Origin of the sequence: Pseudomonas proteolytica, assembly GCF_007858275.1 — a bacterium.
Classification (GTDB): Bacteria; Pseudomonadota; Gammaproteobacteria; order Pseudomonadales; family Pseudomonadaceae; genus Aquipseudomonas; species Aquipseudomonas proteolytica.
Genome location: NZ_VFEV01000010.1, coordinates 1 through 10961, shown reverse-complemented (window position 1 = coordinate 10961; position 10961 = coordinate 1). Strand labels below are relative to the sequence as shown.

General features: G+C 63.5%; 11 protein-coding genes. 9 read left to right on the top strand and 2 right to left on the bottom strand.

Annotated elements, in window-relative coordinates; genetic code table 11:
- Nucleotides 1-68 precede the first annotated feature (68 nt).
- Nucleotides 69-401: a hypothetical protein gene (locus tag FIV38_RS09120; protein WP_029293675.1), complete on the top strand. Its 333-nt coding sequence runs from the start codon at nt 69-71 to the stop codon at nt 399-401.
- Nucleotides 402-810: 409 nt separating this feature from the next.
- On the opposite strand, the gene FIV38_RS09115 is transcribed toward FIV38_RS09120, so the two are convergent.
- A complete protein-coding gene (locus FIV38_RS09115; protein WP_070996091.1) occupies nt 811-1755 on the bottom strand; it encodes a sensor domain-containing diguanylate cyclase in 945 nt (314 codons plus the stop codon).
- On the opposite strand from FIV38_RS09115, the gene FIV38_RS29930 reads away from it, so the two are divergent.
- Together FIV38_RS29930 and FIV38_RS09110 are read left to right on the top strand one after the other, a co-directional pair.
- Nucleotides 1754-1900, top strand: coding sequence for a hypothetical protein (locus FIV38_RS29930; RefSeq protein ID WP_159439635.1), 147 nt, complete (start codon nt 1754-1756; stop codon nt 1898-1900). The genes FIV38_RS09115 and FIV38_RS29930 overlap by 2 nt on opposite strands.
- A 97-nt stretch (nt 1901-1997) precedes the next feature.
- Entirely contained in the window at nt 1998-2246 is a 249-nt protein-coding gene (locus FIV38_RS09110) for a DUF1652 domain-containing protein (protein ID WP_029293677.1), read from the top strand.
- Nucleotides 2247-2249: 3 nt separating this feature from the next.
- On the opposite strand, the gene FIV38_RS09105 is transcribed toward FIV38_RS09110, so the two are convergent.
- Entirely contained in the window at nt 2250-2612 is a 363-nt protein-coding gene (locus FIV38_RS09105; RefSeq protein ID WP_029293678.1) for an NUDIX hydrolase, read from the bottom strand.
- 141 nt (nt 2613-2753) lie between these two features.
- On the opposite strand from FIV38_RS09105, the gene FIV38_RS09100 reads away from it, so the two are divergent.
- From FIV38_RS09100 to FIV38_RS09075, 6 genes are all read left to right on the top strand, one after another.
- Nucleotides 2754-3722, top strand: coding sequence for a Gfo/Idh/MocA family protein (locus tag FIV38_RS09100; protein ID WP_029293679.1), 969 nt, complete (start codon nt 2754-2756; stop codon nt 3720-3722).
- A gap of 105 nt (nt 3723-3827) precedes the next feature.
- A complete protein-coding gene (locus tag FIV38_RS09095) occupies nt 3828-4466 on the top strand; it encodes a ribonuclease T2 family protein (protein WP_092239265.1) in 639 nt (212 codons plus the stop codon).
- Between the two features lie 54 nt (nt 4467-4520).
- A complete protein-coding gene (lexA, locus tag FIV38_RS09090) occupies nt 4521-5138 on the top strand; it encodes a transcriptional repressor LexA (RefSeq protein WP_029293681.1) in 618 nt (205 codons plus the stop codon).
- Nucleotides 5138-5749, top strand: coding sequence for a translesion DNA synthesis-associated protein ImuA (imuA, locus tag FIV38_RS09085; protein ID WP_092239267.1), 612 nt, complete (start codon nt 5138-5140; stop codon nt 5747-5749). Before lexA ends, imuA begins: the two co-directional genes overlap by 1 nt.
- Before the next feature lie 7 nt (nt 5750-5756).
- Nucleotides 5757-7172 (top strand): Y-family DNA polymerase, encoded by a 1416-nt coding sequence (locus tag FIV38_RS09080; protein ID WP_092239268.1) that lies wholly within the window; start codon nt 5757-5759, stop codon nt 7170-7172.
- Nucleotides 7148-10246 carry an error-prone DNA polymerase gene (locus tag FIV38_RS09075; protein WP_208602596.1) on the top strand — a complete coding sequence of 1033 codons (3099 nt, stop codon included), beginning with the start codon at nt 7148-7150 and terminating at the stop codon, nt 10244-10246. Before FIV38_RS09080 ends, FIV38_RS09075 begins: the two co-directional genes overlap by 25 nt.
- Nucleotides 10247-10961: the final 715 nt, after the last annotated feature.

Here is a 10961-nt window from a genome sequence, read left to right as displayed (position 1 = left end):
GCTGGCCCCCGTCTACCGCATGTTTCGCCAAAATCACTTTTATTTTCAGGTGGTTAGGTAGGATGCCAATGCGCAATGTAAAAATCACGCTGCTAGCCTTGGCCCTGGCCAGCGGGGCGGCGGCGGCGGCCCAGGGCAAGGCGCTACGTGAAGGGGATCGCTACATGTGCAGTTGGGGCGCGGGCACGGCGGCCAGGGCCCAGGAGCTGAAGTTGGCTGGCGTTTCATTGTATGCGGCGCGGCAGAAGATCCAGCGGTACAAATTCGACAAGTCCTGGATGCGCATGATGGCCATGGGCATCACCGAGCAGACCTATGACAGCCCCTCGCGTCTCAAGCCGGCGGCAGTCCGGTCGAGCTTTTATGAAGAGTGCGTGCGCTACAAGTTGGCGCGCAAATAGAAGGGCGCAAGACCTACCATAGGAGCTGGCTTGCCAGCGAAAAGCGTCAACGATAACGCGGGGTGTCTGGCCCCCGTGGTGCTCTCAGGTGCTTCGCCGGCAAGCCGGCGCCTACAAAAACATCAGCGGTATGCATAGATGTTTATTAACCCGATAGTTATTAAGGTTTTACTCTCGCAAGTTTGTAAGTTGCACCAAAAAGTGGCACGACAAGTGCCGTGCTCCATAAAAAATGTGTGGTTATTGAATGACTTAGCGCTGTTTCAATCCGACGAAAGGCTATTAATCAACTTGTTACAAGTTGTCTCTGTGGTTATTATGGCCGGGCGTTCACCTCCCACGGTTTATGCATTTTTAAATCCCAAGTTTCCATCAGCTACTTGGGATTTTTTTTGCCCGCGATTTGGCCTCACACCATGGCTTCGAAAAACTCAGCACGCATCCGGCCATTGCGCTTGGCCTGATACAACTGTTTGTCCACTTCCTCGACAAAGGTCAAGGCCTCGCTGCCTGGCTTGACCGTGGTGGTGCCCACGCCCAGGCTCAAGCTCAACAGTGGCGACACGCTGGAATGAGCATGCTCGATCTGTTGTTGGCGGATCAGGTGCAGGCAGCGCTCGGCCACGCGCCTGGCCGACGCAGCATCGGTCTCGGGCAGTAACCAGACAAACTCTTCACCACCGATACGCGCAATGAAATCCCGTGGCCGGTTGGCGGCTTTTGACAAGGTGCGCGCGACCTGGCGCAGGCATTCGTCGCCCTTGATATGGCCGTAGTGGTCGTTGTACTGCTTGAAGTAGTCGATATCGAGGATGATCAGCGACAACGGCAACTGGCTGCGCAGGGCGCTGCTCCACTCTCGCTCCAGTACGGTGTCGAACATGCGCCGGTTGGCAATGCCGGTCAGGCCATCCTGGAACGAATACTCTTCCAGTTGTTTTTGCAGGCGGATCAGGTGCTCCTCGGTCTGCTTGCGCTCGCTGATATCAAACATGAAGCCCACCAGCGCCTCCACCTCGCCCTCCTTGCGCACCACATGCACCACGTCGCGAATCCACACGTAGTTGCCGGTGCTGGTCAAGGCACGGTAATCGGCCTCGTGATCGACGCCGGCCCGCGATTGCGACACGCAGAAATTGACCACGTATTCGCGGTCATCCGGATGCATGCGTTCGACCCAGTCGTCGACGCTGACCCAGCTCTGGGGCGTCCAGCCCAACAGCGTTTCGATCTGCGGGCCGATGTAGCTGAAGGTCATGGTCTGCCAGTCGATGCGCCAGGGAATGGCCTTGGTCGACTCCAGCAGGGTTTTGTACACGGCGCTGTCGGGTTCGCTCGGGATGTCGCGGCGCATGGAGGTGCTCCAGATCGGCAAAAACCATGAGCATCTGGTGATCCTTGCCAAGAATCAAGCGCCGCTGGCAACCTCGGATGAGAGGTTGCGGCGTGGTTTTTCTGACGCCATTGCACCAGCGTTTTCGCGCAAAAATGTGGGGTAGCTAACACTTTCGTAGGATTGGCCACACGGGTTGCACAACCTGATCTAACCTGCAGGGATCACGTCCATCGCGTCATGTGCGAACAAGGGTGCCCAGGATGATTCCCATCGTTGAGTTGAGCCGCATCATGGCGTCCGGTTTCGTCCCGCTGTCCTGCGACTGTAGCGTCAACCCCGAGGGTTTCTTGACCATTCGCGTATTCGAGCCCGAGTCCGGTCGCGTCGACCTGCTGTTGACCGGCGTCTCGCCCCAGGGCCTGGATAGCATCCGTGCCATCTCCAACCTGATCGGCGAGCTACGCACCGAGCTCAAGGCCGGGCGCCGTGGGTTTGCGGCATTCGGCTAGGCGTCAGAGCCTGCGTAGGAACGAGCGGACAATGCGCTTGGTGGCGTCGGTCGCATCCAACTGCTCCAGCGCACTGTAGGCATGCCATTGGCAGTCGATGATTTCATTGCAGGGCCGGGCCTGGTCGATGTTGACCACCGAGGCTTCAAACACGTGATGCAGCGTGTCACTGGCCTTTAACTCCTGCAGATACAACAAACCATCCACGTGCAGCCCGGTTTCCTCTTGCAGCTCACGCTCTGCCGCGCCGACCGGGCGCTCATCGCGCTCGACCTTGCCGCCGGGCAATGCCCATTTCGACCTGGCCTTGCGCACGAACAGAATGTGCCCCTCGTGTTCGCAAATCACCGTTGCGCGTATTTTCATCGTCTGTGCCCCCGCAGCTGGATGATTGTCATAAAAGTGTAATGCAATTGTCCTGCTGGGTCTTTATGGGGAGAGGCTGGAGACCGTGCAGGAAAACGCTGATACTGCCCAACTGAAAAAATACCGGTGAAGGAAAGTCAGATGAGCACCATCCGCTGGGGCATGATCGGTTGTGGCAGTGTTACTGAAGTCAAGAGTGGACCCGCCTTCTACAAAGCGCCAGGTTCGGCCCTGGTCGCCGTGATGGGGCGTCGTGAGGAAGCGGTGCGCGATTATGCGGCACGCCACGGGATTGCCCGGTTTTACACCGATGCCCAGGCGCTGATCGATGACCCTGAAGTAGATGCGGTGTACATCGCCACGCCACCGGCCAGCCACTTGGAATACAGCCTGCTGGTGGCGGCGGCGGGCAAGCATTGCTGCGTCGAGAAGCCGATGTCGCTGAATGCCGAGCAGAGCGCCTTGATGCAGCGCACTTTCGAGCGGGCCGGGCTGCATCTGTTTGTCTCCTATTACCGGCGCTCCCTGCCGCGCTTCCAGCAGGTACGTACCTGGCTGCAGGAAGGGCGCATCGGCGAGTTGCGGCACCTGAGCTGGACCTTGTGCAAGCCGCCAGCGCCGACAGATACCCATGCCAGCAACTGGCGTACGGATCCGGCGATTGCCGGCGGTGGTTATTTTGCCGACCTGGCCAGCCACGGTTTCGATCTGTTCCAGTACCTGGCGGGGGATATCGTCGAGGTCACGGGTTATACCGCGCGCCAGGCCGGGCGCTATGTGGCGGAAGACGCCGTCACCGCCTGCTGGAGCTTCAGCTCGGGTGCGTTGGGCATGGGTTGCTGGAACTTTGTGGCTGACCGGCGCGAGGACCGGGTCGAGTTGATCGGCAGCACAGGGCGTATCACGTTTTCAGTGTTCGACGAGCAGCCGTTGCAGCTCGAAGCCGAGGTCAGCGAGACCCTGCATATTGCCCATCACCCCCATATCCAGTGGCACCACGTGCTGGGTATGAACGCGCATATCCGCGGCGAGAGTGTGCACCCGGCACTGGCGATCGAGGCCTTGAAGACCGACCGCATCATGGATCGGGTGTTGCAGCGCAAGCCGTGACCCACAGTTGTTGAGCTTTCGACAGTAGGGCGGCGCGTTACCTGACGGCGTTGCGGGGTAGTCGTTCATAACAATGGCCGCTTAGTTTAATTAAGGATTTGCTTGATGAGATGGAGAACCTCCTGGATCGCCCTGTGCCTGGTATTGACCGCCCTGGCTGATGCCGCCCCCCGTCATCAGGGGCAAGCCGGCGACTTTGATTTTTATGTGTTGTCACTGTCCTGGTCGCCGACTTTTTGCCTCACCCACCCGCAGGACCAGCAATGCACAGGCAAGGGCTACGGCTTTGTGCTGCATGGCCTGTGGCCACAATATGCGCGAGGCGGTTGGCCGGCATCTTGCCTGCCGCAGTCGCGGTTGTCGGCCGAGGACGTGGCCAAGGGCATGTCATTGTTTGTCACCGAGAAACTGCTCAAGCATGAGTGGGCCAAGCACGGCACATGCAGCGGCGTAGATGCATCCGAGTATCTGGACAAGACTGATACGGCATTGGGTGTGGTGCAGATTCCCCAGGCGTTCGAGCCTCTCAATGTGCCGGGCCCCCTTGCAGCCAGGGACATTGAAGCTTTGTTTCGCGAGAGCAACCCCAGCATGGGGCGCCACGGCATGGCTGTGATCTGCAAGGGCAAGGTGTTGTCGGAGGTGCGGGTCTGCCTGAGCAAGGAGCTGCGCTTTACCGGTTGCCCGCAGAGCATCAAGACGCAATGCCGCGCTGGCGAACTGCGGATTCCAGCCCAGCGATAGGTGGGTGGACTTCTGACTAGCGGCTATTGTCAGAAAATTCCCACAGGAGTACAAATGTACTCCATGACGACTCTCACTCCCCGCCGTTGCGCCATCCTGAACTTCATCCGCGAGCGTATCGCGCAGCAAGGTCAGCCCCCCAGCCTCGCCGAGATCGCCGAGGCTTTCGGTTTTGCCTCGCGCAGTGTGGCGCGCAAACACGTGCTGGCGTTGACCGAGGCCGGGTTTATCGAGGTCAACCCGAACCAGGCCCGGGGTATTCGCCTGCTCAATCAACCGGCCCGCCCCGAATGGCTGGATGTCCCGGTGCTGGGCCGCGTTGCAGCTGGCCTGCCCATCGGCGCCGACGCCGAAGTGCACGCACGGTTGATGCTCGACCCTGCGACCTTTGCCCGGGTCCCGGATTACTTGCTGCGGGTCCAGGGTGACTCGATGATCGAAGACGGCATTCTCGATGGCGACCTGGTGGGCGTGCGGCGCAGTGCCGAGGCGCTGAACGGGCAGATAGTGGTGGCGCGCCTGGATGGCGAAGTCACCATCAAGCGTTTCGAGCGGGCGGGCGACAGTGTGCGTCTGTTGCCGCGCAACCCTGCTTATCAACCTATCGTGGTCCGTCCCGACCAGGACCTGGCCATCGAGGGTGTGTTCTGTGGCCTGGTGAGGCCAGGCTGATGGGCGCCGTGGTTGCACTGGACTCGCTGTTCAATGGCGGGCGGGTCTGGAAGGGGCGGCCGGCCGCGCCGCCGGCCAGTGTGCATCCCACGGGGCTGGCGGCCCTGGATGCGGTGTTGCCCAGCGGTGGCTGGCCAGAAGCGGCCTTGAGCGAAATCCTCGTGGCCCAGCAGGGCGTGGGTGAGTTGCAACTGGTCTGGCCGACCCTGGCGCGGCTGTCGGCGGCCGGCGAGCGCATTGTGCTGGTGGCTCCGCCGTATACCCCATACCCCCACGCCTGGCAGAACGCCGGGGTGGACCTGCGCCAGCTCTCGGTGATCCAGGCCGATGAGCGCGATGCCTTGTGGGCGGCCGAGCAATGCCTGCGCTCTGGCAGTTGCGGCGCGGTGCTGTGCTGGCCGCGCAAGGCCGATGACCGGGCCTTGCGCCGCTTGCAGGTGGCTGCCGAGACCGGCCAGACCCTGGCGTTTGCCTGGCGGGCCATGGGCGAGGCGATCAACCCGTCACCGGCGGCCCTGCGCCTGGCCGTCGAGCCGCATCAGGTGCGGGTACTCAAGTGCCGGGGTGGCCTGGCCCATCCCGCGCCCATTGCCCTGGCCAGCGGGCACTGAGGTTGATATGCGCTGGGTGTGTATTGTCTTCCCGCAATTGGCGTTGGACGGGGTCTTGCGTCAGCGCCCCGAGCCCGAGCAACCCTTGGCGTTGTTGGCCGGCCCGCCACAACGCCGGGTGCTGCAAACCGTCAATGCCGCCGCGCGTGCCTTGGGCCTGCGCCCCGGCCAATCCCTGACCGCGGCCCATGCCCTGACCAAGGCCTTTGCCTGCGTCGAATACGACCCGGTGGAGATCGACCGCTGCCAGCAACTGCTCGCGGCCTGGGCCTATGGTTTCAGCTCCCAGGTCAGCGTGTTCTATCCGCGGGCCTTGCTGTTTGAAATCGAGTCGAGCCTCGGCCTGTTCGGGCCGTGGCCGCTGCTGGAAGCACGCTTGCGCGAGGAGCTGACCGACCTGGGCTTTCGCCACCGTATCGTTGCCGCCCCCAACCCGGCCGCCGCGCGCGTATTGGCCAATGCCTACGACAGCCTGGCCGTGGCCGATGCCGAGGGCCTCCAGCAAGCCCTTGGGCCGATGCCCATCGATCGCGTCGGCATCGACCCGCAAGCCGCCACGGCCTTGTCGCGCATGGGCCTGCGGACCCTGGCCCAAGTGCAGGCGTTGCCCCGGCATACCTTGGCCCGGCGGTTTGACGCAGGGTTGCTCAGGCACCTGGATGCCTTGACCGGGCAACGGCCGCTGGCCCTGGATTTTTATCAGCCGCCGGATCGTTTTGACCTGCGCATCGAATTGAATTTCGATGTGCAGTCCCACCAGGCCCTGCTGTTTCCCTTGCGGCGCCTGACCGGCGACCTGGCGGCGTTCCTCTGTGGCCGCGACAGTGGCGTGCAGCGTTTTGCCCTGCACCTGGAGCATTGCGACGCGCCGGACAGCGTGATCACGGTGGGCCTGCTGAGTGCCGAACGCGAACCTTCGATGCTGTTTGAACTGGCCCGTGGCCGCCTGGAGCAGGTGCTAGTGGCCGCGCCCGTACATGCCCTGCGCCTGCTGGCCGAGGACCTGCCGGTGTTTGTGCCCCAGCGCCAGGACCTGTTCGACGAGCGCCCGCAGCAAACCCTGCCCTGGGCACAATTGCGCGAGCGTCTGCGGGCGCGTCTGGGGGATGAGGCGGTGCAGGGCTTGCGCTTTCATGCTGACCATCGCCCCGAGTGTGCCTGGCTACCGGGCAGCGACAGCCGCGTCTGCCCACCCTTGAGCCCGGTGCAACGCCCTGGCTGGTTGCTCAATGAGCCGACCTTGCTGGCCGAGCAGGGCGTCCAGATCCTGCTGGGCCCGGAGCGCATCGAGTCCGGTTGGTGGGATGGCGCGGATATCCGCCGCGACTACTACCTGGTGCGTACCCGCGCCGGGCAGCAAGGCTGGGCTTATCGCACCGTGGGTGACAGCGCCGGGTTGTGGCTGCAGGGTTGGTTTGCATGATGCAGGGCTACGCCGAGCTGCATTGCCTGTCCAACTTCAGCTTCCAGCGCGGTGCGTCCAGTGCCCGCGAGTTGTTCGAGCGCGCCAAGCAGCAGGGTTATCAGGCCCTGGCAATCACCGACGAATGCACCCTGGCCGGTATCGTGCGGGCCTGGCAGGCGGCCAAGGAGGTCGGGCTGGAGTTGATCGTCGGCAGTGAGGTGCGCCTGGAGAACGGCCCGAAACTGGTGTTGCTGGTGGAGAACCTACAGGGCTACCAGCACCTGTGTCGGCTGATCACCCAGGCCCGGCGCCGTGCCGAAAAAGGCCAGTACCGCCTGTTGCGCGAAGACTTCGCCGACCCGGTACCGGGGTTGCTGGTGCTGTGGCTGGCCGAGGAGGGTGATACACCTGCCGATGGCCAGTGGTTGTGCGACACCTTCAATCAACAGCTATGGCTGGCGATAGAACTGCATTGCGCCCAGGACGATGCCCGCCGCCTGGCACAGCGTCTGCAACTGGCCGCCAGCCTGGGCCTGCCAACCGTGGCCTGTGGCGATGTGCATATGCATGTGCGTAGCCGGCGCGCCTTGCAGGACACCATGACCGCCATCCGGCACCATCTGCCGGTGGCGCAAGCCGGCGAGCGCCTGCACCCCAATGGCGAGCGGCACTTGCGCAGCCTGGAGGCGATCGGTGCGCTGTATCCGGCGTGCTTGCTCGAGGCGTCACTGCAGATCGCCCGCCGTTGCACCTTCGACCTGGGCCAGTTGCGCTATCAATACCCCAGGGAGTTGGTGCCGCAAGGGCAGAGCGCCAAGTCCTGGCTGCGCGCCTTGACCGAAGAGGGCATCAGCCAGCGCTGGCCCGAGGGGGCGTCAGCCAAGACCCTGGAGCAGATCGATAATGAACTGGAGTTGATCAGCGACCTGGGCTACGAAAGCTATTTCCTTACCGTGCACGACATCGTGCGCTTCGCCCGCAGCCGTTCGATCCTCTGCCAGGGCCGTGGCTCGGCGGCCAACTCGGCAGTGTGCTTTGCCCTGGGCATCACCGAAATCGATCCCAGCCGGATGAACATGTTGTTCGAGCGCTTCCTGTCCCGGGAACGCAACGAACCGCCGGACATCGATGTGGACTTCGAGCATGAACGCCGCGAAGAGGTGCTGCAATACGTGTTCCAGCGCTATGGCCGGCGCCGTGCGGCCTTGACCGCAGTGGTCAGCAGCTACCACGGTGCCGGCGCGGTGCGTGATGTGGCCAAGGCCCTGGGCCTGCCACCGGATCAGGTCAATGCCCTGGCCGATTGCTGCGGGCGCTGGAGCGATGAAGCGCCGCCCCTGGAGCGCTTGCGCGAGGGTGGTTTTGACCCGGACAGCCCGGTCTTGCGACGGGTCCTGGGCTTGACCCAGCAACTGATCGGCTTCCCGCGCCACCTGTCCCAGCACCCCGGTGGCTTCGTGATTTGCGAGCAACCGCTGGACACGTTGGTGCCGGTGGAAAACGCCGCCATGGCCGAACGCACCATCATCCAATGGGACAAGGATGACCTGGACGCCGTGGGCCTGCTCAAGGTCGATATCCTGGCCCTCGGCATGCTCAGCGCGATCCGCCGCTGCTTCGACCTGCTGCGCCGCCATCGTCACCGCGACCTGACACTGGCGACGGTGCCCTCGGAAGATCCGGCAACCTACGCGATGATCAGCCGCGCCGACACCATCGGCGTATTCCAGATCGAGTCACGGGCGCAGATGTCCATGCTGCCCCGGCTCAAGCCCAAGACGTTCTATGACCTGGTGATCGAGGTGGCCATCGTGCGCCCCGGGCCGATCCAGGGCGGCATGGTGCATCCGTATCTGCGCCGACGGAACAAGGAAGAGCCCGAGACCTATCCGTCGCCCAAGCTGGAAGCGGTACTCAAGCGCACGTTGGGTATCCCGCTGTTCCAGGAGCAAGTGATGCAGATCGCCATTGTCGCGGCGGACTACACCCCCGGCGAAGCTGACCAGTTGCGCCGCTCGATGGCGGCCTGGAAGCGCCATGGCGGGTTGGAGCCCCATCGCCAGCGGCTGCGCGCCGGCATGCTCAACAACGGCTACAGCGAGGCCTTTGCCGCCCAGGTGTTCGAGCAGATCAAGGGCTTTGGCAGCTATGGTTTTCCCGAGTCCCACGCGGCCAGTTTCGCCTTGCTGACCTACGCCAGTTGCTGGCTCAAATGCCATGAGCCGGCGGCGTTCGCTTGCGCCCTGATCAACAGCTGGCCCATGGGGTTCTACAGCCCGGACCAGATCCTGCAGGATGCGCGCCGCCATCACCTGCAGATTCGCCCGGTGGACGTGACCGCCAGTGATTGGGATTGCAGCCTGGAACCCATCGACGGCCAGCAACCGGCGATTCGCATGGGCTTGCGCATGATCAGCGGCTTTCGCGAAGACGAGGGCCGGCGTATCGAAAAAGCCCGTCAGGGCGCAGGGTTTCGCGATATCGCCGACCTGGGCGAGCGCGCCCGACTGGACAGCCGGGCCCAGGAACTGCTGGCGGATGCCGGGGCCTTGCGCCAGTTGACCGGGCACCGGCATCAAGCGCGCTGGGACGTGGCCGGGGTGGAGAAGCAACTGGGATTATTTGCTGGGGCATCGAGCCCGCAGGAAGAGGCGGTGCAACTGCCGGCACCCAGCGTCGGCGAAGACCTGTACGCCGACTATGCCAGCGTGGGCACCACCCTGGGGCCCCATCCCTTGGCGCTGTTGCGTGATCAATTGCACGCGCGGCGCTGCCGCAGCTCACAGGAGCTGCAGGCGGTGGAGCATGGGCGCAATGTCAGCGTTGCCGGCCTGGTCACTGGGCGCCAGCGCCCGGGCACTGCCAGCGGCGTGACCTTCGTGACCCTGGAAGACGAGTTTGGCAACATCAACGTGGTGGTCTGGCGCGACCTGGCCGAGCGTCAGCGCCAGGTGCTGGTGAACTCACGGCTGCTCAAGGTGGATGGTCGCTGGGAAGCGGTGGGCGAAGTCCGCCACTTGATCGCTGGCCGCCTGAGCGACCTGACGCCACTGTTGGCGGGGATCAGCGTGCGTAGCCGGGATTTTCGCTGAGGGGCACAACGCTCTTCTTTCAAAAAACACCCCCTGGCCACAGGGAACTTGCAGCACCCTGGAACCTACTATGTACCACTGGCATTATGTGGCGAGCGGGCTGCATGTGGCGAGCGGGCTTGCCCCGCGCTGGGTGGCAAAGCCACCCCAACCCCCTCACCATGCTCCACCAGACACCCCAAGGTGGCAGGTTCTGGGGCTGCTGCGCAGCCCAGCGGGGGACGAGCCCCCTAGCCACAAGAAACTAGCCGCACCCAGGAACTTACTGTGGACCACCGTCTTTATGTGGCGAGCGGGCTTGCCCCGCGCTGGGTGGCGAAGCCACCCCAACCCCCTCACCATGCTCCACCAGACACCCCGAGGTGGCAGGATTTGGGGCTGCTGCGCACCCAGCGGGGGACGAGCCCCCTAGCCACAAGAAACTTGCCGCACCCCCGAACTTACTGTGGACCACCGTCTTTATGTGGCGAGCGGGCTTGCCCCGCGCTGGGTGGCGAAGCCACCCCAACCGCCTCACCATGCTCCACCAGACACCCCGAGGTGGCAGGATTTGGGGCTGCTGCGCAACCCAGCGGGGGACGAGCCCCCTAGCCACAAGAAACTTGCCGCACCCCCGGACTTACTGTGGACCACCGTCTTTATGTGGCGAGCGGGCTTGCCCCGCGCTGGGTGGCAAAGCCACCCCAACCCCCTCACCATGCTCCACCAGACACCC

Excerpts from the sequence above, each read along its gene's own strand:
- lexA (WP_029293681.1), top strand. The coding sequence starts at position 4,521 with ATGTACTCCATGACGACTCTCACTCCCCGCCGTTGCGCCATCCTGAAC.
- FIV38_RS09110 (WP_029293677.1), top strand. The coding sequence starts at position 1,998 with ATGATTCCCATCGTTGAGTTGAGCCGCATCATGGCGTCCGGTTTCGTC.
- FIV38_RS29930 (WP_159439635.1), top strand. The coding sequence starts at position 1,754 with ATGGAGGTGCTCCAGATCGGCAAAAACCATGAGCATCTGGTGATCCTT.
- FIV38_RS09115 (WP_070996091.1), bottom strand. The coding sequence starts at position 1,755 with ATGCGCCGCGACATCCCGAGCGAACCCGACAGCGCCGTGTACAAAACC.
- FIV38_RS09095 (WP_092239265.1), top strand. The coding sequence starts at position 3,828 with ATGAGATGGAGAACCTCCTGGATCGCCCTGTGCCTGGTATTGACCGCC.
- FIV38_RS09120 (WP_029293675.1), top strand. The coding sequence starts at position 69 with ATGCGCAATGTAAAAATCACGCTGCTAGCCTTGGCCCTGGCCAGCGGG.
- imuA (WP_092239267.1), top strand. The coding sequence starts at position 5,138 with ATGGGCGCCGTGGTTGCACTGGACTCGCTGTTCAATGGCGGGCGGGTC.
- FIV38_RS09100 (WP_029293679.1), top strand. The coding sequence starts at position 2,754 with ATGAGCACCATCCGCTGGGGCATGATCGGTTGTGGCAGTGTTACTGAA.
- FIV38_RS09105 (WP_029293678.1), bottom strand. The coding sequence starts at position 2,612 with ATGAAAATACGCGCAACGGTGATTTGCGAACACGAGGGGCACATTCTG.
- FIV38_RS09080 (WP_092239268.1), top strand. The coding sequence starts at position 5,757 with ATGCGCTGGGTGTGTATTGTCTTCCCGCAATTGGCGTTGGACGGGGTC.